This is a genomic window from Pseudomonas syringae pv. coryli str. NCPPB 4273 (assembly GCF_000972175.1).
GTDB lineage: Bacteria > Pseudomonadota > Gammaproteobacteria > Pseudomonadales > Pseudomonadaceae > Aquipseudomonas > Aquipseudomonas syringae.
Window position 1 is genome coordinate 74,003 of record NZ_AWQP01000021.1, and the last position, 20,663, is coordinate 94,665.

Annotated in this window: 16 protein-coding genes; 11 read left to right on the top strand and 5 right to left on the bottom strand. The window is 61.1% G+C overall.

All coding sequences use genetic code 11. The features are described 5' to 3' along the window. Nucleotides 1-4 precede the first annotated feature (4 nt). Nucleotides 5-1,270, bottom strand: a complete 1,266-nt coding sequence (locus P406_RS10910; RefSeq protein WP_003340934.1) for a glutamate-5-semialdehyde dehydrogenase — start codon at nucleotides 1,268-1,270, stop codon at nucleotides 5-7. A 285-nt stretch (nucleotides 1,271-1,555) separates the two neighbouring features. Between P406_RS10910 and P406_RS10915 the strand changes: the two genes are divergently transcribed. The 3 genes from P406_RS10915 (at nucleotide 1,556) to P406_RS10925 (ending at nucleotide 5,721) form a co-directional block, all read left to right on the top strand. Continuing rightward, complete coding sequence (locus P406_RS10915) at nucleotides 1,556-2,227, top strand: DNA-3-methyladenine glycosylase (RefSeq protein ID WP_046236176.1); 672 nt, start codon at nucleotides 1,556-1,558, stop codon at nucleotides 2,225-2,227. Between the two features lie 3 nt (nucleotides 2,228-2,230). Next, a complete protein-coding gene (locus P406_RS10920) occupies nucleotides 2,231-3,547 on the top strand; it encodes a bifunctional DedA family/phosphatase PAP2 family protein (protein ID WP_046236177.1) in 1,317 nt (438 codons plus the stop codon). A gap of 137 nt (nucleotides 3,548-3,684) precedes the next feature. After that, complete coding sequence (locus P406_RS10925; RefSeq protein WP_046236178.1) at nucleotides 3,685-5,721, top strand: TadG family pilus assembly protein; 2,037 nt, start codon at nucleotides 3,685-3,687, stop codon at nucleotides 5,719-5,721. On the opposite strand, the gene P406_RS10930 is transcribed toward P406_RS10925, so the two are convergent. Continuing rightward, nucleotides 5,718-8,498 (bottom strand): PAS domain-containing sensor histidine kinase, encoded by a 2,781-nt coding sequence (locus tag P406_RS10930; RefSeq protein ID WP_046236179.1) that lies wholly within the window; start codon nucleotides 8,496-8,498, stop codon nucleotides 5,718-5,720. The two genes, P406_RS10925 and P406_RS10930, sit on opposite strands and share 4 nt — an antisense overlap. Then, nucleotides 8,488-8,943 (bottom strand): TadE/TadG family type IV pilus assembly protein, encoded by a 456-nt coding sequence (locus P406_RS10935; protein WP_003419362.1) that lies wholly within the window; start codon nucleotides 8,941-8,943, stop codon nucleotides 8,488-8,490. The genes P406_RS10930 and P406_RS10935 overlap by 11 nt, the downstream gene beginning before the upstream one ends. 75 nt (nucleotides 8,944-9,018) lie before the next feature. Between P406_RS10935 and P406_RS10940 the strand changes: the two genes are divergently transcribed. Continuing rightward, nucleotides 9,019-9,489, top strand: a complete 471-nt coding sequence (locus P406_RS10940) for an A24 family peptidase (RefSeq protein WP_046236180.1) — start codon at nucleotides 9,019-9,021, stop codon at nucleotides 9,487-9,489. Between the two features lie 165 nt (nucleotides 9,490-9,654). Beyond that, nucleotides 9,655-10,449: a response regulator transcription factor gene (locus tag P406_RS10945; protein WP_004411971.1), complete on the top strand. Its 795-nt coding sequence runs from the start codon at nucleotides 9,655-9,657 to the stop codon at nucleotides 10,447-10,449. Nucleotides 10,450-10,456: 7 nt separating this feature from the next. Here P406_RS10945 and P406_RS10950 read toward each other — a convergent pair whose 3' ends face one another. After that, nucleotides 10,457-12,112, bottom strand: coding sequence for a response regulator (locus tag P406_RS10950; protein WP_004411973.1), 1,656 nt, complete (start codon nucleotides 12,110-12,112; stop codon nucleotides 10,457-10,459). A 264-nt stretch (nucleotides 12,113-12,376) separates the two neighbouring features. Between P406_RS10950 and P406_RS10955 the strand changes: the two genes are divergently transcribed. From P406_RS10955 to P406_RS10980, 6 genes are all read left to right on the top strand, one after another. After that, on the top strand, nucleotides 12,377-13,456 hold the full coding sequence (locus tag P406_RS10955) for a DUF2333 family protein (RefSeq protein ID WP_046236181.1): 1,080 nt from the start codon (nucleotides 12,377-12,379) through the stop codon (nucleotides 13,454-13,456). Next, the gene (locus P406_RS10960; protein WP_046236182.1) at nucleotides 13,456-14,001 is read left to right on the top strand and encodes an NUDIX hydrolase; all 546 of its coding nucleotides are present in this window, start codon (nucleotides 13,456-13,458) and stop codon (nucleotides 13,999-14,001) included. The genes P406_RS10955 and P406_RS10960 overlap by 1 nt, the downstream gene beginning before the upstream one ends. 188 nt (nucleotides 14,002-14,189) lie before the next feature. After that, nucleotides 14,190-14,561 carry a translation initiation factor Sui1 gene (locus P406_RS10965; RefSeq protein ID WP_003313912.1) on the top strand — a complete coding sequence of 124 codons (372 nt, stop codon included), beginning with the start codon at nucleotides 14,190-14,192 and terminating at the stop codon, nucleotides 14,559-14,561. A gap of 88 nt (nucleotides 14,562-14,649) precedes the next feature. Continuing rightward, nucleotides 14,650-16,563 (top strand): arginine decarboxylase, encoded by a 1,914-nt coding sequence (gene speA / locus P406_RS10970; protein ID WP_046236183.1) that lies wholly within the window; start codon nucleotides 14,650-14,652, stop codon nucleotides 16,561-16,563. Between the two features lie 259 nt (nucleotides 16,564-16,822). After that, complete coding sequence (locus P406_RS10975; RefSeq protein WP_046236184.1) at nucleotides 16,823-17,947, top strand: contractile injection system protein, VgrG/Pvc8 family; 1,125 nt, start codon at nucleotides 16,823-16,825, stop codon at nucleotides 17,945-17,947. An 80-nt stretch (nucleotides 17,948-18,027) separates the two neighbouring features. Beyond that, nucleotides 18,028-18,933 carry an alpha/beta hydrolase gene (locus tag P406_RS10980; protein ID WP_046236185.1) on the top strand — a complete coding sequence of 302 codons (906 nt, stop codon included), beginning with the start codon at nucleotides 18,028-18,030 and terminating at the stop codon, nucleotides 18,931-18,933. On the opposite strand, the gene P406_RS10985 is transcribed toward P406_RS10980, so the two are convergent. Next, complete coding sequence (locus P406_RS10985) at nucleotides 18,927-20,267, bottom strand: MATE family efflux transporter (RefSeq protein WP_046236191.1); 1,341 nt, start codon at nucleotides 20,265-20,267, stop codon at nucleotides 18,927-18,929. The two genes, P406_RS10980 and P406_RS10985, sit on opposite strands and share 7 nt — an antisense overlap. Between the last annotated feature and the right edge of the window lie 396 nt (nucleotides 20,268-20,663).

Sequence of the window (20,663 nt, forward strand, 5' to 3'; positions counted from 1 at the left end):
CAAGTCAGGCTTGTCCGCGCAATTGGCCGTCACCGATCACGATGTACTTCTCGCAGGTCAGCCCTTCAAGACCGACCGGACCGCGGGCGTGCAGCTTATCAGTAGAAATGCCGATCTCGGCACCCAGGCCGTATTCGAACCCGTCAGCGAAGCAGGTCGGCGCATTGACCATGACCGAACTGGAATCGACCTCGGCCATGAACCGGCGCACCTGACTCTGGTGGTCCGACACGATGGCATCGCTGTGATGCGAGCCGTAATGGTTGATGTGCTCGATGGCTTCATCCAGACCGGACACGACGCGAATCGACAGAATCGCGGCCAGGTACTCGGTGTGCCAGTCTTCCTCGGTGGCCGGGATCACGTCGATCAGCTCACGGGTGCGCTCACAACCGCGCAACTCGACGCCCTTCTCGCGAAACTGCGCGGCCATCGACGGCAGAAAGTCGGCGGCAATGGTCTGATCGACCAGCAGGGTTTCCATCGCGCCACAGATCCCGTAACGGTAGGTCTTGGCGTTGAAGGCGATCTTCTGCGCCTTGGCCAGATCGGCGTGGGCACTGACGTACACATGGCAGATGCCGTCCAGATGCTTGATGACCGGCACCCGTGCGTCGCGACTGACGCGCTCGATCAACCCCTTGCCGCCACGCGGAACGATGACGTCCACGTACTCAGGCATGGTGATCAGCGCGCCCACGGCTGCACGGTCGGTGGTTTCAACCACCTGCACGACAGCAGCGGGCAGACCGGCCTCGGCCAGGCCGCGCTCGATGCAGGCCGCGATGGCGCGATTGGAATGAATGGCTTCGGAACCACCGCGCAGAATGGTTGCGTTTCCGGACTTCAGGCACAGACTTGCAGCATCGATGGTCACGTTCGGACGTGACTCGTAGATGATTCCGACAACACCCAGCGGCACACGCATCTTGCCGACCTGAATACCTGACGGCCGATAGCTCATGTCGCGGATCGCACCGACCGGGTCCGCCAGCGCTGCAACCTGACGCAACCCGACGATCATGCCGTCGATACGTGCGGGGGTCAGGGCCAGACGCTCGAGCATGGCCGGTTCAAGGCCGTTCGCCTGACCATTGGCCAGGTCCAGCGCATTGGCGGCAGACAGCTCGGCGCGAGCTTCGTCCAGAGCGGCGGCAGTGGCCTGCAGGGCGCGGTTCTTCTGCGCAGTGCTGGCACGACCGATCACTCGCGAAGCTTCGCGGGCGGCGCGACCCAGGCGGGTCATGTAGTCAAGAACGGACTCGGTCATTGGTCTCAGAGGTCTTGGCAAAGAGGAAAGCGGCTGATTATAGCTGTCGTGCCGCCCGAACGACAGCGCAGACAGGCGGATGGTCGATATCAGTGCGCAGTTTTTTCGTCACCGTGGCAGGCGTTGCCGGCGGCCATGCGCAGGCTGGCACCCTGCATGGGCATAACGGCTTGTCATGATTCGGTCACGTTCAGAAACAACAAAGCGCCTAATCCAGACACATTCAGCTGCAATTAAAGTTGCGCTTGTTATTATCGGGCTCTTTCTCAATGTACCCGTCCGATTATGCCCACAGCCCTCCCCGACCACTTCTTTCATCGCGATGCCCAGGTGCTGGCGCGCGATCTGCTGGGCAAGGTCATCCGCCACAAGGTTGGCGACCTGTGGCTGGCCGCGCGGATCATCGAAACCGAAGCGTACTACTGCGCCGAAAAAGGCAGCCATGCCTCGCTGGGCTACACCGAGAAACGCAAGGCGCTGTTTCTCGACGGTGGCCACATCTATATGTACTACGCACGCGGCGGTGATTCGTTGAATTTCAGTGCCGAAGGGCCGGGCAATGCCGTGCTGATCAAATCGGGGTTTCCCTGGACCGACGCAACCAGCGACGAAAACGCGCTGGTGCAGATGCAACTGAACAACCCCGACGCCAGCGGCGCGATGCGCCCGGCGCAACGGCTTTGCGCTGGCCAGACGCTGCTGTGCAAGGCGCTCGGCCTGAAAGTCCCGGTGTGGGACGCCAAGCGCTTCGACCCTGAAAAATTGCTGGTCGAGGACATCGGTCAGACACCCGAACGCATTATCCAGACCACCCGACTGGGCATTCCCGCCGGGCGCGATGAGCACTTGATGTATCGCTTCGTGGATGCCGGTTACGCCCGTTCCTGCACACGGAACCCTCTAAGACGCGGTCAGGTCGAAGGCCGCGACTACTTATTTCTCGATCAAGGAAACTGACCGATGGGCGATCTGCTCAATGGAATGACTGGCTGGCTGACCGCAAACCCTTCCTGGGTGGCTGTCGCGATCTTTTTGGTGGCCTTCATTGAATGCGTCGCGATCGTCGGGATCGTCGTGCCGGGCACGGTCATCATGTTTGCCATCGCCGCCCTGGCGGGCAGCGGCATACTGCCGTTGAGCGAAGTGCTGTTGCTGGGTTTTCTCGGCGGGCTGCTGGGTGACGCGGTGTCGTACTTCGTAGGCCGGCGCTTTCATCAGAATATCCGTCAATTGCCCGGCTTGCGCACGCACCCGGAGTGGATGGAAGGTGCGGAAAAGTACTTCCACCGTTACGGCATTGCCAGTTTGCTGGTAGGACGCTTCATCGGTCCGTTGCGCCCGATGCTGCCGATGATCGCCGGTATGTGCGACATGCCGCTGCCGCGCTTCGTGGCGGTCAGCGTGCTGGCGGCGGCAGGCTGGTCGATTGCCTACCTGATGCCGGGCTGGGCGGCAGGCGCAGCGATTCGCCTGCCACTGCCGGAAGGCTTCTGGCCCGAGGCGGCCGTGGTTGGCGGCGGCCTGGCCGTCCTGTTCGGGCTGAGCATCCAGAGCAGTATTCGCCAGAAACGCTACGCAACCCGCCTGATTTCCGCGCTCAGCCTGATGCTGGTCGCAGCGCTGTTCTTCGGCTTCCCGCTGCTGGCCGACTTCGACAACGGCCTGATGACGCTCATCCAGGAACACCGCAGCGAAGCCACGCAGCACATTGTGGTCTTCGTCACCAGCATTGGCGATTTCAGGGCGCAATTGCTGGCCGCCAGCCTGCTGATCATCGTACTGGCGGTTGCCAGGCAATGGCGCCACGCAGCCTTTGCTCTGATCGCCACACTGGGCACCGCGATCGCCAACGGCATCCTGAAAACGTTTTTCGCCCGCGCTCGCCCGGAGGTGCTGTTAGAGCCGCTGACCACGTACAGCATGCCCAGCGGTCATAGCTCGGCAGCCTTTGCGCTGTTCATGACCCTGGCAGTGCTGGCCGGACGCGGCCAACCCGTGCGGCTGCGCCTGACCTGGATGCTGGTCGCCGGTATTCCGGCTCTGGCAATCGCGCTGTCGAGGGTTTACCTGGGCGTTCACTGGCCTACCGACATTCTCGCCGGCATGCTTCTGGCGTTCTGCGTCTGCGCCGCCAGCCTGGCGTTCATCCAACGCAAGGACCCCTTGCCGGCCATGTCGGTGCGCGTCTGGTGGCTCGTCGTGCCCGCCATGACCGCCTTGCTGTGTATCTTTGCCGTTCGTGCCCTGTCGCATGGCGTGCTGCGTTACCAGTATTGATCGACAGACCTGATCGCGCCCGCACATGACGGGTGCGACACTGCTCAAATCTGGCACCTTGCCAGCGCTCTTTCGAGGCGTTGACTACACTCTTCAGGGACAAATGAGTGTGCGATGGCGTGATCGAAGGAGTGTTGATGTCTCCACTGGATGGTTATACGGCGATGCCCTCCCGGCAGCGCGGCGCGATCGGCCTGATGGCGGCGCTGACCATGGGCCTGGCATTGCTGTGCACGCTGACCGTTATCGACAGCGGCAGGCTGTATCTGGAAAAGCGCTCGTTGCAGCGGGTTGCGGACATTGCCGCACTGGAAGCGGCGGGCCGTAGAGGAACGTGCAGCGGCACGGCAGCCACTGCGCCCGATTTCGCCAATCAGAGCGCCACGCGCAACGGTTTCACCCCGAATACCGATGGCCGCACCCTGGTGACCCGCTGTGGAACACTCACCGTGGACGTCGCGGGGCCTCGCGTATTTGTCGCCGATTCGACGCAGGCGCTGGCTATTCAGGTGGTCGCGGCTCATCCGGTGCCACGCAGCGTTGCAGCCGGCATTGGCGCCCTGTTCGAAAAAACGCCCTCCCCACCCAACGTCACGATCAGCGCCACTGCCGTGGCCGCCAGCGCCTCGCCGCTGGCGGCACTGACCATCCGCAGTGCGGGAGTCACTGTGGACAGCACCGGTGCCGCCCTCCTCAACCCGGTGGTCGGCAGCCTGCTGGGCGGCACGCTGAACCTGAGTGTTGCCAACTGGCAAGGCATTGCAGACACCAACCTGAGTCTGCTGAGCTACCTGAACAGGCTGAAAACCGACCTCAGCCTCACGGCGGTTGGTTACAACGATGTACTCAACACCTCGGTTTCGGTCAGTCAGTTGCTGCAGAGCGCAATCAATGTCATCAGCCCCAACGCAACACTGGGCGGTGCCGCCGCCATTCAGGGCCTGCAAGCCTTGAAGCTGGCCTCCGGAGCAACCACCGTGCTGCTGGGTGATCTTCTGTCCGTGCAGAGCGGCGCGGACCTCGCCGCGCTGAATACCAATCTGCGCCTGATGGATCTGGTCCAGGGCATCGCGCAACTGGCCAATGAAAAGACCGGCGTTCTGACCGCGACCCAGATCAATGTCGCCGGGCTGGCGCAGGTCACCACACGCATTCAGGTGATCGAGCCGCCTCAGCTGTCGGCGATCGGCGACCCGAGCAAGATCGACCCGCTCGACCCGCGAAACGGTGCCAACCGGATTTACGTGCGCACGGCACAAATGCGCGCGCTGGTGTCGATCAACCTGCCGGTGCTCGGCACGATAACCTCGCTGGCCAATACCGCAGGTTCAGTGATAGGCAGCCTCACGCCGGTTCTCAACAGCGCATTGGGCCTGAACATTGCCGGGCTGGGGACCTCGGCCACCTGCGCGCTGGGACTCACCAGTTGCATGGTGACCGACTTCAAATTTCTGACCTCCGAAGGCTCGTCAAACGCAGGTCCGAGGATCGACATGAGCCTGGCAATGGCCAGCGCCGACAGCTACGTCAGCGGTTTTACCTGCACCAGCAACGCCAGCAAAACCCTCAGCGTCAAGACCGACGCAGCGCTGCTTAGCGCCAAGATTGGCTCGATCGAGAGTCCATCTGCCTTCCCCGCCAGCACTGATCCGGCGGCAGTCACCGCCCTGCCGCTACCGGTCATCGATATCGGCACCATGACCTGTCAGAAAATCGCCGGGCTGCTGGGTAACTGCACCGCGCGCAAACCTTTTGGAGGTGGCGGTATCGGCCTTACCTTCGACAACGTCAGCCAGTCGGCACTGGGCAGCTCGACGGTTACCAGCACGACGTTCAGCTCGCCCAACCTGCCGGAGATCAGCAGCGCCCCGTTTTACCTGACACGCGTTGCGCACACCAAACCGAGTACCTTGCTCAACGGCACGGCTTCAAGCGTCAAAGTGAATGTGTATAAACCGGCGACCAGCAATGTGCTGGGCAACGTCATCACCGGTGCGGCCGGCACCCTGAGCAGCCTGACCCTGGCGCTGGATGCGATTGTCGACGACACCCTGACACGCTTGCTCACGTCGGTCGTCGACCCGTTGTTCGAATCACTGGGTGTGAGCATGGGGGCCACCGACGTCGGCTCCAATCTGAGCTGCAACCTGGGTCAGGCGACACTGGTGATTTAGCTGCCGGTCTGATCGGCGTTGAAGATCGGCAGCTCGATCTGGAATCGAGCGCCCTCGCCGACGTTGGCGACGCTGAGCTGGCCGCCCATCTGGTCGACGATGCCGTAACTGACGGACAAGCCCAGCCCGGTGCCGACACCGATCGGTTTAGTGGTGAAAAACGGCTCGAAAATACGCTCCAGCAACCGCGGATCAATGCCCCCGCCGTTGTCCTGGACCGCCAGGCGGATGATATTTTCATCGCGCTCGGCCTCGACACTGATCCACGGCTCGAAATCCCGGTCCTTTTCCCGGCGCGACAACAAGGCATCACGGGCGTTGACCATCAGGTTGATCAGCACCTGCTCAAGCTGATCGACATGGCCGCGCACCCGCACCGCATCGATCATCGCGCCGACCCGCAGCTGCACGCCCTTGCCTTTCATGCCTTCAGCCAGCATCGAGATCGTGCCTTCGACTGCCTGGGCCGGATCGAACAGCTGCTCCTCTACCTCAGAGCGGCGACCGAATACCCGCATGTGATCGACTACCCGGGCAGCGCGCTGCACCTGAGTGTCAATGCGATTGAGCTTTTCAGTGAGGTATTCGATGTCCACATCACCCCGGCCCAGACGCTTGAGAACGTTGACCACGGCCATGCGCATGACGTTGAGCGGCTGGTTGATCTCATGGGCCAGACCGGTGGACATCTCGCCAAGCGTTGCCATCTTCGCGCTCTGATTCAACTGCATGCGCGAGCGGCGCACATCGGTGTTGTCACGCCCCACCGCCTGCACTTCGACCAGTTTGCCGTGCTCATCGAACACCCCTCGGTCGGCCCATATCCACCAGGCGTACTCACGGCCCGGCAGCTCGATACAGATTTCTTCGGTACTTACCGGCGCTTCCGGAGTCAGCTGGCCGATACGCTTGATGAACGCCTCGCGCTGCTCGTCCGACAGCCAGTCTCCCAGGTTGATCCCGGTCAGTTGCTCGGGTGTGCACTCCATATAGTTGGCCAGCGGCCGGTTGCCGAAACTCAACACCAGGTCCGGCGTGTAGCGGCAGATCATGGCCGGCGAATCCTCGACCAGAATGCGGTAACGCTCCTCGCTGCGCCGTATATGCTCGGCGGCCAGGGTGGCCTCGGTCACGTCGAGCCACAGGCCCACTGCCTCCACCGGCATGCCAAGGTCGTCACGCAGCAGTCGCGCCTCGTCCAGCAGCCAGTGGTACTGGCCGTTCCTGTTGCGCAACCTGAAACGGCGGCTGACGAATCCTTCGCGCAGCAGTTGGCGGTTACGCTCGAACCAGATGTCGTGGTCGTCGGGATGGATGTATCCCGCCAGTTGCCCATCGACGCAATCGGCCAGCGTCCAGCCCAGCAGAGGCGTGAGGCTGTCACTGAAAAAGGTGGGCTCCAGGTTGCCGTGATCATAACGCTGCACGTAAATCACGGCGGGCGAGCTGGCAATCAGGTTATCCAGCCGGGCATGCGCGGCAGCGGCCTCGGTTTCCTGATTCTTGATATCGCTGACGTCCAGCATGAACCCCAGCACACGCTGAACCTGGCCCCTGATCAACGCCTGCCCCTGGATACGAAACCAGAGGGTTTCCTGAGTGGGGTCATTTTGTGCCAGACGTACACAGAGCAACAGCGGCGTGCCTTTGTCGCGCAACTGCGCGAGACGACTGGACAGCTCCTGTCGATCGGCGGGATGAATCAGTGCCAGCCAGTCCTGACGCGACAGGCTTTCGACCCGATCGCCCAGACGCAGACTGCGAGCCAGCTGCGGTGCCAGCAGAACCTCGTCACGATCCGGCAGCAATTCCCACCATCCGGTGCCCAGCAGGTCCTGAAGCACCGCCAGGCGTTCGACATGATGACGGTTGTGTTGCTCGGACAGGCGAAAAAGTACCGGCCCAGCCAATGCCGAGCACAGGTTCAGCCACTCACGCTCGCCAAGGTCCGGAGCCTGCTGCTGCGCGTTATAAAATCCGAACATCAGCCAGGCTTTGGCAACGTTATCGCGGCTGTGGGGGATCAGAAAACCCTCAGCGTTGCCAAAAACACTTTGCAGCGCGCCCTCATCGACACCGCCGCCAAACCTCAGCTGCTGCGTGGCGTCGACGTTGAATCGATCCAGCGCAGTGCCCAGCCGCTGCCCGACCTGCCACAACTCGGGCGCCGTATGCGCGCTGTGCTGACAATAAACACGCCAGCCGACACCGCCGGCCTCCGGCAACACCAGCGCCACACAGGGAATGCGCCACAGCTGCGCGAGCTCCTCCAGTTGCTCGCTCACCACCGCAGTCAAGCGGTCGACGTTGCACCCTCGCACACGCTCGGCCATCTGTCCGGCAAACCGCAGGCACTGCTGGCGGCTGCGCGCGGCACTGGCCTCCTCCATCAGGTCGCTGATATCCAGCAATTGCAAGAGCCAGCCCTTGCCATGCGCCTGCACCCAGCCTCGGGCGTGCAAGGTATGCGCATCATCCCCCTTGAAGTCCAGGTCGAGCATGTGCCCCAACCAGTCACGCGGCACCCCTTCGATGACCAGTGCACTGTTGGGCAGCAGCAGACTCATCAAACGCTGAGCCGCCGGCAGTGGCGCAGCGACATCCAGCCGGGCGAGCAAGTGCGGGCTGATGCTTTGTATACGGCCTTCGTCATCCAGCAGCAGATAGAGGTCCGCACCGATCGGACCGGGCTCGCTCGATACGGGCAACGGCTGCGGCACCTGCGTTGCTTCACCACGGCCCAGCCAGCGGCTCAAACGATTCTTTTCAAGGGACAAGTTGCAGACTCGCTTGTGCAGTCAGGTTGCTCGGCAAGCGCGGGACCTCGCCAATGCCAGGGAGGGTCAACAAGGGCAGTACCTGAGCCAGTCGGGTCTTGGGATACTGGATGGTCACGGTCAGAATGCCTGCGCTATAAGTCACGCTGGTATGGTTGACATTGAATCCCAGCGCTGGGGGTATCCACGACAACTGGTTCATGACCACACTCTGAGCCTGACTCTTCAACAGATCGTTATAGCCAGTAACTGTCGGACTGAGGGCCACACTTCTGCGCACCGCTTCACTGGCAGCGGCATTGAATGACTGGACCATGAGCAACGGCAGGCTATAACTCACCATGCCGTAGAACACCGCGAAGAAAATAACGAACACCGCAGAGAATTCAATAGCGGCGGCCCCCTGTTGGCGACGGGGCAAGGTATGTTGCAGAACAGTTTTCATATCGACGTCTACCCTGACATGTAGTGCATCAACACAGCATAGATTCTTTCCCGATAACAGGATGTCTTCGGCGTGATGAAATTATTTTTCCTGTTGATATGGTTTGCAATTTGCGCCGAACAGGATGCGCGTTGCAAGCAGATTTCCAACGGGCTGACACTCGGCGCAGCAGCGCTGGCTATTATCTACCTGACGTTGACCGGTATGACCTGGCTCGGCTCGCCTGCGCTGGAGGCCTTGTTGGCCGTGACCCTGGCATTGGCGCTGACATTGCCAGGTTATGCACTCGGCAAGTTGGGCGCCGCAGACGTCAAACTGATGACGGCGTTGGCGCTGGCCTCGAACAGTGCCTATCTGCTGTGTACATTTATTGGCGCGGGCGCTGCCATGGCGACCTGGCTTATCGTCGGAAAGAGTGCCTGGCCCCATGCGCAGCAATGGCTTGCACAACGCTATCGGTATATGAACCCCGCAGCGTCAGACAAACATCCTTTTTCACCTTTTTTGTTCGCAGGCTTACTCCTGAGCACAGCACTGCTCCATTAGTCGAAGAACGATGGGGAAAACTTTAATGCTATGTACATAGTCAGAAAGTACGACTACGGTTAAGTCATGGCGATGGCGTACTGTCACCAACATCCCCACTGATCGAATAACGCCGAGTCATGTTTGCTGAATGGATCGGGGCGCCGTCGACGGCCCCCTAACAGCATGGAGTTGCCTGTGGATAACTACCCGCTCACGAAAGTTCTGGTGGTCGATGACCAGCCCCTTATCGTTGAAGAACTCTGCGAGTTTCTGGAAAGCAGCGGCTATGAGTGTGTGCGTTGCTATTCAAGCCTCGAAGCCATCGAGCGTTTCAGCGCCGACAGCACGATCGGCATCGTACTCTGCGATCTGGAAATGCCTGGCATGAACGGCATCGAGATGGTCGAAGCGATGAAGATGACTGGCGGCAAGACGCACCTGTTCGAGGCGATCATGCTGACCGGCCAGGCCGAGAAAAAAGACGTCATCAAGGCGCTTAGGGCCGGCATCGCCGATTACTACCAGAAGCCGGTCGATCTGGAAGAATTGCTCGAAGGCGTGCAGCTGCAAGTCCAGGCGCTGAACGAGCGGCAGAAGAACCGTCAGCAATTGGGCCTGCTCAACGAAAAGCTCCAGTTTCTGGCCGCCTCCATCGACGACCTTTATCAGAACCTGGATAGCGTTCAGAACAAGCCTCATCCCGAGCGAAAAACGCGTGACCGCGCGGAGCGCGAAGTGCAGATGCCGGTGGCACTGGCCAAGTTGTCACCTCGCCAACTGGACGTGGCACGCCTGGTCAGTACCGGGCTGACCAATTACCAGATCGCCTGCGAACTGGGCATCACTGAAAACACTGTAAAACTCTATGTGTCGCAGGTGCTGCGCCTGACGCACATGCATAACCGCACCCAACTGGCGCTGGCATTTTCACCGGGCAAATCGGCGGAGCGGCAAAGGCTGATCGAAAGCCAGGGCTGAGCAGGAATCAGGCTTCGATTTCGTTCCGCACGACGTGATAAGGCACGTCGAGCAGCACCGAATGCACTCGATTGCGGCCCGCGTGCTTGGCGCAATACAACGCCGTATCCGCCTGAGAGGCAAGGCTCAGGCTGTCGTCATCGGCACCGAGAGCAACCACGCCGGCGCTGAAGGTGCAGAACAGATCGGCGGGCTGCGCCGGGTAATGGATCTCTGCAAAACGATGGCGAATGTCATCCAGCACCCTGTGGGCACTCTGGATGTCGGTGTCCGGCATGACAATGGCAAATTCTTCACCGCCGTAACGACCGATGAAGTCGGTTTTGCGCAGGCGCTGCTTGAGAAACAGCGCAAGGCTCTTGATGACACGGTCCCCCATCGGGTGCCCGTGGCTGTCGTTGACCCTCTTGAAGTGGTCAATATCGAGCATGGCAAAGCACAGCGGCTTGCCTTCTCGTCGCGAACGAAAGCTGCAATCTTCCAGCAGTTGCAAAATATGCGTGTGATTGTAGAGCCCGGTCAGGCTGTCGCGGACCATGCGCGCCTTGAGGTTTCGCGCCCTGGCAGCACGGTTGCGCACGGTGGTGATCAGGTGACGGGGTTTGATCGGCTTGGTCAGGAAGTCGTCGCCGCCTTCGCTCATGGCATCGAGCTGCTTGTCCTGATCGTCTTCGGCCGACAGATAAATGATCGGCACGCTGACGTAACGGTCGTTATGGCGGATGACCTTGGCCAGCTCCGTGCCGGTACAGCCCGGCATGTACATGTCGAGAATGATCAGGTCAGGCTGAAACTCGGCCAGTTCAGACATCGCCTGAATCGGATCGAGCAGCACCCGCGTCACGATTCCGGCAGCGTTCAGGACACGCTCGGTGTGCAACGCCTGCGCGCGGGAGTCGTCGATGATCAGCACTTTATAGGGCTCGTATTGAGCCACGCAGGTCAGGACTTCAATTTTTTCCAGCAGACTCGACGCTTCCAGCGCGCCGGTCAGAAACTCTTCGCCACCGGCCCTGACCGCGGCCAGACGGGTGGGCGTATCGGTTTCATTGAGGCTGAAAAACAACAACGGAAGCTTCTGCTCCAGCCCTTCCTGAGCCTGGGAGGCCAGTTCAAGCCCCTTGCCGGGCCCGCTGAAATCGACATCCATGACAATCGCTGCCGGATGCCGCTGAGCCATCGCCCGTTGAAACTCGGCGACATTGTGCAGCGACAGCGCTGCCAGCCCGAAAAACTCCAGTTGCTTGGCCAGGCGCTCGGCACGCTCGTGATCCTGAAGCACCACATAGACGGGCTTGCGCAGCGGGGGCAGCGAAGTCTGCTCGAAACGATCGCCATGCCGCAGCCCGGTTCGGGAAAGGCGCTGCATCAGACGATTGAGATCGGTGATGACACGGCTGTTGAGACGACCGCGATTGGCTTCCACCGCATCGAGGGCCTGGCTGATCTCCTGCGCCAGAGCGCTGTGTTCAACCTGTTCGAAGCGCTCGGCAAAGCGCGAAAGACGCTGCGTGGACTCCTTGAGCTCGGCCATGTCGCCGACCGACCATTCGGCCTTCTGTAGACGTTGCCACGTCTCCAGAATCTGGCGCGCCTGGTGAATGACCCGTTGGGCAAAGTGATGCTTCAGGCGATCTCGGCTAGGGTCTTCGGGCTCGGTCATATTCAGACTACTGTGGTTTTGCTGAGCGATACGGCTGATGGCGCTATGCTAGCACCTCCGTTACAACAGAACAGTGTCGTAAGTCACTTATTTGACAACATTTTGATGGCGCATAGCCAGTATGCAAAATCAATCGATGCATAGACTGCGCCTATGATCGTTACAGTTCAAATCTCAAGATAATGTCTGTCAGCCGCACCTTGAGGTAAGGTTGCGGTCGAACGCCTCGTGAAGCATTCAACTCAAGATCGAAAGGACCCTACCATGCTGGATTGGAAGAACCGCGCAGGCAGCGCGGGTGCGCGCACCGCTGACACTTCATCGACCAAACGCCGCGGTTACCTGGGTAACCTGTTCTACAGCCGCGCGCTGGGCGCCCTGATCTTGATCTACCTGCTGGTCGCACTGGCAGTCGGCTGGTACTGGAGCAAGGAACCTGCGCTGTTCCCGGTACAGCAAAACGCCCAGGCCGCTGCCGAGCGCGAAGGCAAACAGATGGTCATCGGCTACACGACGGTTGAAACGCTCAAGACCGTCGCGGGCACGTTGCTTAACAAGCCCGGTGGCTACCTGTCCAACGACCGCATGCCACCGGGCCTGTGGCTGGACAACATCCCGAGCTGGGAATACGGCGTGCTGGTTCAGGTGCGTGACCTGAGTCGTGCGCTGCGCAAGGATTTCGCCCGCTCCCAGTCGCAATCGGCTGAAGATGGCGATCTGGCCCGCGCCGAGCCGTTGTTCAACTTCAACAATCGCAGCTGGTTGCTGCCTTCCAGCGAGTCGCAGTACGCCGAGGGGATCAACTCCCTGAGCCGCTACCAGGCACGCCTGTCCGATCCCAACCAGAAAGGCGCGCTGTTTTACGCCCGCGCCGACAACCTGAACAACTGGCTGGGCGATGTCGGCACCCGTCTGGGTTCGCTGTCGCAACGCCTGTCGGCCAGCGTTGGCCGGGTCAAACTCAACAGCACGCTGAAAACCGAAGCCGCTGTGTCGGTTAAACCCGGTGAAGTGCCGCAGGTCGATGAGGAAATCGTCGAAACGCCATGGGTGGAAATCGACAACGTGTTCTACGAAGCACGCGGTCAGGCCTGGGCGCTGTCGCACCTGCTGCGCGCCATCGAGGTTGATTTTGCCGATGTACTGGCGAAGAAGAACGCGACGGTCAGCGTGCGCCAGATCATTCGTGAGCTGGAAGCCTCGCAAGAGCCGATGTGGAGCCCGATGATTCTCAACGGCAGCCCGTTCGGCGTGTTCGCCAACCACTCGCTGGTCATGGCCAACTACATCTCGCGTGCCAACGCCGCAGTCATTGACCTGCGCCAACTGCTGAATCAGGGCTGATGTCCATACCTGCCAACGAGGCCGCGCACCGCGCCGCCTCGGATGCCGAGCAGATCGCCTGGGTCGACGAACAGGATCGACTGCTCGGTTCGCTGGTCCGCGCCGATTTGCGTGAACGCGGGCTGATCGGACGCGGCACTTATATCCTGCTGTTCAACAGCCGGGGTGAGCTGTGTGTGCATCGACGCACATTGAGCAAAGCGATTTATCCCGGCTACTGGGACGTAGCCGCAGGCGGCATGGTCCAGGCCGATGAAAGCTATGCGGCCTCTGCCGCGCGAGAACTGGAAGAAGAGCTGGGGGTCAGTGGCGTGCCGCTGCAGGCCCACGAACAGTTTTTCTTCGATCAGCCGGGCAACCGGCTCTGGTGTGCAGTGTTTTCAGCCGTGTGGGACGGGCCGTTGAAACTGCAACCTGAAGAGGTCCTGGAGGCGCGCTTCATGCCCATCGCCGAAGTGCTGCAAGAGGCTGAGCACAATCCCTGGTGCCCTGACTCCCTGGCAGCGCTGAAACGCTACCTCAAACAGATAGAGAACGAGCAGTAAGCGAGTGTTCAGAAATTGGCGCATCCAGCCCCTTAGCAACCGGCCGGTTTGCCGTTACACTGCGCGACCTTTTCAAACTGGACCGGCCCTGCCGTTTCAGTAGCGCTGCCCCTGCCAGAGTGGGGCTTCGCGGTCGATGGCTCGTACGAGCCCGACCCATCTTCAGTCCTCAACAAGAGGATGTTTGCGTGGCTAAAAAAGCCGCTTCTCTCGCCGCCCTGGGTGGCCTGGTATTTTCAACCGACGCTGGGCGCCACTGCCCCGATTGTCGTCAACCCGTTGCCGAGTGCACCTGCAAACAGACGGCCATCCCCGAAGGGGACGGCATTGCCCGTGTACGTCGTGAAAGCAAGGGCCGGGGCGGCAAGACGGTTACCACCATCAGCGGCGTCCCGCTGGCCGAAGAACCGCTCAAAGAGCTGGCCAAGGCCCTCAAGCAGCGCTGCGGCACCGGCGGATCGCTCAAGGAAGGCGTGATCGAGATTCAGGGTGATCACGTAGAACTGCTGTTGGCAGAGCTGATCAAAAAAGGCTTCAAGGCTAAAAAGTCCGGCGGCTGAACCCGCGAATCAAATCGTCATTTCCACTCATTACAATGCGCCCAGCTGGCTACTGGCTGGCGCTACGACTTCTTTATAGGGGACTTCGATGTCCGTACGACGCACACGCAAAGACGATGGCAGCCAATGGACCGTTGCGGACAGCCGCAGCGTTTATGGCATTCGCCATTGGGGCGCGGGTTATTTTGCAATCAACGAAGCGGGACGCGTTGAAGTCCGTCCCAACGGGCCGGACAGCTCGCCCATCGATCTTTACGAACAGGTCGACAACCTGCGCAAGAGCGGCCTGTCGCTGCCGCTGCTGGTGCGCTTCCCCGACATCCTGCAGGACCGCGTGCGCCAGCTGACCGGCGCGTTCGACAGCAACATCGCGCGCCTGGAATACCAGAGCCAATACACCGCGCTGTACCCGATCAAGGTCAACCAGCAGGAAGCGGTGGTGGAAAACATCATCGCCACGCAGAACGTCTCCATCGGCCTGGAAGCGGGTTCCAAGCCTGAGCTGATGGCCGTGCTGGCACTGGCGCCCAAAGGCGGCACCATCGTCTGCAACGGTTACAAGGACCGTGAGTTCATCCGTCTGGCGCTGATGGGCCAGAAGCTGGGCCACAACGTGTTCATCGTCATCGAGAAAGAGTCCGAAGTCGAACTGGTGATCGAAGAAGCCGCCGAGCTGAAGGTCGCCCCCCAGGTCGGTCTGCGCGTGCGCCTGTCTTCCCTGGCGTCGAGCAAATGGGCAGATACCGGTGGCGAGAAATCCAAGTTCGGCCTGTCGGCTGCGCAATTGCTGTCGGTGGTCGAGCGTTTCCGCAAGGCCGGCCTGGATCAGGGCATCCGCCTGCTGCACTTCCACATGGGCTCGCAGATCGCCAACCTCGCCGACTATCAGCACGGCTTCAAGGAAGCGATCCGTTACTACGGCGAACTGCGCAAGCTTGACCTGCCGGTGGACTACATCGATGTCGGGGGTGGTCTGGGTGTCGATTACGACGGCACGCACTCGCGCAACGCCAGCTCGATCAACTATGACATGGACGACTACGCTGGCGTGGTGGTCGGCATGCTCAAGGAATTCTGCGACGCGCAAAGCCTGCCGCACCCGCATATCTTCTCGGAAAGCGGCCGCTCGCTGACCGCCCACCACGCCATGCTGGTGGTGCAGGTGACCGACGTCGAAAAACACAACGACGAAGTCCCGGAAATCGCCGACAAGGCCAGCCTGCCGGAAACCGTGCAATGGCTGGTCGACCTGCTGGGTCCGACCGACATCGAGATGGTCACCGAAACCTACTGGCGCGCCACGCACTACATGAGCGACATCGCGGCCCAGTACGCCGATGGCAAGATCAGCCTGTCGGAAAAAGCGCTGGGCGAGCAATGCTACTTCGCCGTCTGCCGCCGCCTGTACAACTCGCTGAAAGCCCGTCAACGCTCTCATCGTCAGGTGCTGGACGAGCTCAACGACAAGCTGGCCGACAAGTACATCTGCAACTTCTCGGTGTTCCAGAGCCTGCCGGACACCTGGGCCATTGGCCAGGTGCTGCCGATTCTGCCCCTGCACCGCCTGAATGAAGAGCCGGTGCGCCGTGCCGTGCTTCAGGACCTGACCTGCGATTCGGACGGCAAGATCAAGCAGTACGTCGATGAGCAGAGCATCGAGACCAGCATGCCGGTGCATTCGCTGAACGAAGGCGAAGACTATCTGCTGGGGATCTTCCTGGTGGGTGCCTACCAGGAAATTCTCGGCGACATGCACAACCTGTTCGGTGATACCGACTCGGTGAACATCTACCAGAACCCGGACGGCAGCGTTTACCACGCCGGCATCGAAACCCACGACACCATCGAAGACATGCTGCGCTACGTGCACCTGTCGCCGGAAGAACTGATGACCCATTACCGGGACAAGGTCGCCAGCGCCAAGATCACCCCACGCGAGCGCACCTACTTCCTCGATGCCTTGCGCCTGGGGCTGACCCGCTCGTCGTACCTGTCGTCCTGATCCTTGCGCGGCGCCAACTCTGACTGCTTATCGTGCCAATGCTGCGCATTGGCATGCAGTTCGTGACGCGGAGCGTGAGGAACGAGAGGTGCCCGTAACCTCCGCCCCCCCCATGCTCCGCGCTCATACAACCCACGCACTCGACGTAATCCCCCACCAACATCTGCTGTAGGCAACGTCCTGTTCTACCTGCAGACCTCTACCCTGCCCGGCTTCTGCGCGAGAATCCGCGGTCGCATTCCCGGTAGAGAAGCCCTCCATGCCCGACCCCGACAGCGCGCCGTTCTTTTATCTGGAGATTGCCCGCCTGCAGCGCCGTTTCAGCGTCGTATCGTTCAGCGCAAACGAAGCGATCAGCCAGCCGTATGCCATCGAGCTGGAAATCCTCGGCGACGGCTTCGATCTGGACCTGACCAGCCTGATGTACAAGCCTGCCTGGCTGAGCTGTGGTAGCGAACAGGGTTTTCCGGGGCAGAGTTTTCAAGGACAAGGCTTTCACGGTCAGATCCACGGCGCGACCCGCAAGCACTACCACCCCGGCCCGGCCTGCTACACGCTGCTGATGGGGCCTCGACTGGCCTGCCTCGGGCTGCGTCAGCACTCACGTATCTTTCAGCACATGACCGCCACGCGGATCATCGCCCAGGTGCTGGAAGAACATGGTTTGAAGAACGCCTTCCGCTTTGACCTGCAGACAGAATGCATCGAGCGCGAAAGCTGCGTGCAGTATCAGGAATCCGACCTGCAACTGGTCCAGCGGCTGTGTGCAGAAGAAGGCATTCACTACCAGTTCGTCCACTCACGTCGCCGCCACCTGCTGGTATTTGGCGCCAGCCCCTGGGAGACCGGGTTCACAGCACCTGCCCCGGCACCGCGCCCCGCCATTGCACCACTGCAGCGTGCCTGGATCATCGGCAGCGACGGCGAAGCGGCGAGGACCGATGCGTCAGGTCGGGTGCACGTGCGCCTGGAATGGGACTGGCAACGTCCGGAGGGCCCCGATACTGGCTGCTGGCTGCCTCTGGCTGCGGGGCTGGATGTTGAGTGTCGGGGTGGCATGGCAGTGATAGTGAGCTTTTGCGCAGACGATAAACGCCCGCCGCAGATCACCGGCTGCCTGTCAGCGCTGGCAGACGATGGCGGCCACAGATGTGATCAGGCACCTGCCGATAACGTCGAGATGCACCTCGACTGGCAGCTGATCACCGGGCCAGACCGGCAACTGCAACTGGCGGACGGGACCCGCGTAGAACTGGCTGAAGGCAGCACACTGACCGTCGATGCCGGGGCAAGCACGATACAGATCGATGACAGCGGTCTTACGCTGAGCAGCCCGCGCATCAGCTTCGCCAGCCCACCGAGTGATCCGTACGCCACTGAATGACGTAGCAGCAACTGTGCGGCACTGGGACGAAGCGTGACGGTCTCAGGCATATCCGACTTACCTTCCAGAGCCCCTCCGCTATGATCCGAGTGATTTTCCTGACATTGATGACCGGTGCCGTACTGGCAGCCTTGTCCGGCTGCTCGCCTTTGAAGCTGCTCAATACGTTGAACCCCAGCGGCCCTGTCGATCATGTCTACAATCTGGCTTACGGGCCAGATCCACGCAACACGCTGGATGTCTACACGCCCAAGGCAAAACCGGCCAAGGCACCGGTCGTGGTGTTTTTCTATGGCGGCAGCTGGAACAGCGGCTCGAAGGCCAATTACGCATTCGTCGGCGAAGCGCTGGCCGCACGAGGCATGGTGGTGGTCATCGCCGACTACAGGCTGTATCCACAGGTACGTTACCCAAGCTTTCTGGAAGACTCGGCCAAGGCGCTGGCCTGGGCGCACAAGCATGCGAACACCTATGGTGGCGATACGAGCCGCCTGTACGTGATGGGCCACAGCGCGGGTGCCTACAACGCCGCAATGCTCGCGCTCGACCCGCGCTGGCTGGCTCGCGAAGGGTTGTCCCCCTCCATCCTCAGCGGCTGGATCGGGCTGGCCGGGCCTTACGACTTCCTGCCCATCGAGAACCCGGACGTGAAGCCGGTGTTCTTCTTCCCCAATTCACCGCCCGACTCGCAACCCATCAATCACGTCACGTCCAGCGCACCACCGGCATTGCTGATGGCCTCGAACACCGACTCGCTGGTCAACCCCAAGCGCAACACCGGTGGCCTGGCCAGGTCGCTGCGTGAAGCCGGCGTGCCGGTGCGCGACCTGTACTTCTCGCGCACCAACCACGGCACGCTGGTCGGCGCATTCGCCAAATTGCTAAGCGGTTTGGCCCCTGTGGTCGACGAGGTGGACATGTTCGTCAAGCACACGCCGCAAACGGCGTCTGAAAAGAACGCAGCAACCGGGTCGAAAGCTCAGTGAACGAACCAGCCGTCACTGCGTGTCAGCCGCCAGGCAATGGTCCCCAGACTAAGGCCGCGCAGCAGGGTAAAGGCCAGGAACGTCAGCCATAGGGCGTGGTTGCCGTGGCTGGAAGCCAGATAAGCCAGCGGCGCGATGCACGCTGCGCTGAACAGCATCGCGTTGCGCATTTCCCGCGCACGCGTGGCACCGATGAACAGGCCGTCCAGCAGGTAGCTCCAGACGGCCAGCAACGGCATCAGCGCCAGATACGGCAGATACGTCATCGCGGTGGCGCGCACTTCCGGAATATCGGTCTGCAGACTGACGAAGCCATGCCCAGCCACCAGAAAGAACAGCGCAAACACTACGCTGGAAATCAGTGACCAGCCCCCAGCGACCACCAGGGAGCGGCGCAACGTATCCCGGTCCCGCGCACCGATGGCATGGCCGCACAGCGCTTCGACCGCATGCGCCAGCCCATCCAGGGCATGGGCAGTCAACAGCAGGCCGTTGAGCAGCAAGGCATTGGCGGCGACCGTCGCATCCCCCAGGCGAGCGCCCTGCACGGTGATCAGGAACATCACCGATTGCAGCGCCAGCGTGCGCAGAAAGATGTCCCGGTTGACCGCCAGCAAGGGTCGCCAGTTGCTCAATAGGCGCAAGGCCGACCAGACGATCCGCCCAGGCCAGGCGCGCAAGGTGTTGCGCGCCAGCAGCAGACCGAGCACCACGCCCGTCCACTCCGCGAGTACCGACGCACGCGCCGAGCCGACCACGCCCCAGTCCAGCCCCAGGACGAACCACAGATTGAGCACGATGTTGACGGCATTGGTCACCAGCAGAATCGCCAGTGGAGCCCGAGCGTTCTGCGCGCCCAGAAACCAGCCGACCAGCGCATAACTGGCCAGCGCCGCAGGCAGGCCGAACAGCCGGGTATGGAAGAAATCCAGGGTCATTTGCTGCAGATCGGCAGACGGCTGCATCATCGTCAGCGCCAGATGGCTGAACGGCAAGGCGATCACACCCAGCAGCAACGCCAACCCGACAGCCAGCAGCAGCCCCTGCAACAGAATCCGGCGCAAGGCAGCGCTGTCACTGCGCCCTGCCGCCTGTGCGGCAAACCCGGTGGTGCCCATGCGCAGAAAGCCCATGGCCCAGGCGAGGAACGTATACAGCGTGGCGCCCACCGCCACGGCACCCAGCTGATGGGCGTGGGGCAAATGACCGATCACCGCACTGTCGACCAGCGCCACCAGCGGCACGGAAATATTCGACAGAATCATCGGCGTCGCCAGCGCCCAGACGCGACGATGGGTTGAGCGATGACGCCAGTCAGTGAGCAACGTAGACATGAGAACCCCCGGCAAGGCGGGCATTGTAGCCAGATCAAACGCAGGGTGTCCCAGCGTTTCGATACGTCCGGAAACGGTACTCATGCCCCGAAAGCGGCGGCGTTATCGTTGCGCACGCTCCACTGGAGCGTAAGGAACGATCACCTTGTAACTATCGTGCCCATGCGTGGGGACCATGGTCATCAGCTCACAAGCCCTGCCTTTAGCCAAATTGCTCTAAAGCGCTTTTCGAGCACGATGGCAGAGACGACGCAGAGTGCGACGTAAGTGACTGGGCGAAGGAACCCGACGAAGTCGGGCCGGAAACGAGATCGGAAGAGCGTCGTGTAGGGAAAGAGTGTAGATCTCGGTGGTCGCCGTATCATTAAAAAAAAAAAACCAGGACGTTCCATAATC

Coding starts and splice junctions, on each gene's coding strand:
- P406_RS10910 (WP_003340934.1), bottom strand. CDS start 1,270: ATGACCGAGTCCGTTCTTGACTACATGACCCGCCTGGGTCGCGCCGCC.
- P406_RS10915 (WP_046236176.1), top strand. CDS start 1,556: ATGCCCACAGCCCTCCCCGACCACTTCTTTCATCGCGATGCCCAGGTG.
- P406_RS10920 (WP_046236177.1), top strand. CDS start 2,231: ATGGGCGATCTGCTCAATGGAATGACTGGCTGGCTGACCGCAAACCCT.
- P406_RS10925 (WP_046236178.1), top strand. CDS start 3,685: ATGTCTCCACTGGATGGTTATACGGCGATGCCCTCCCGGCAGCGCGGC.
- P406_RS10935 (WP_003419362.1), bottom strand. CDS start 8,943: ATGAAAACTGTTCTGCAACATACCTTGCCCCGTCGCCAACAGGGGGCC.
- P406_RS10940 (WP_046236180.1), top strand. CDS start 9,019: ATGAAATTATTTTTCCTGTTGATATGGTTTGCAATTTGCGCCGAACAG.
- P406_RS10945 (WP_004411971.1), top strand. CDS start 9,655: ATGGAGTTGCCTGTGGATAACTACCCGCTCACGAAAGTTCTGGTGGTC.
- P406_RS10950 (WP_004411973.1), bottom strand. CDS start 12,112: ATGACCGAGCCCGAAGACCCTAGCCGAGATCGCCTGAAGCATCACTTT.
- P406_RS10955 (WP_046236181.1), top strand. CDS start 12,377: ATGCTGGATTGGAAGAACCGCGCAGGCAGCGCGGGTGCGCGCACCGCT.
- P406_RS10960 (WP_046236182.1), top strand. CDS start 13,456: ATGTCCATACCTGCCAACGAGGCCGCGCACCGCGCCGCCTCGGATGCC.
- speA (WP_046236183.1), top strand. CDS start 14,650: ATGTCCGTACGACGCACACGCAAAGACGATGGCAGCCAATGGACCGTT.
- P406_RS10975 (WP_046236184.1), top strand. CDS start 16,823: ATGCCCGACCCCGACAGCGCGCCGTTCTTTTATCTGGAGATTGCCCGC.
- P406_RS10980 (WP_046236185.1), top strand. CDS start 18,028: ATGATCCGAGTGATTTTCCTGACATTGATGACCGGTGCCGTACTGGCA.
- P406_RS10985 (WP_046236191.1), bottom strand. CDS start 20,267: ATGTCTACGTTGCTCACTGACTGGCGTCATCGCTCAACCCATCGTCGC.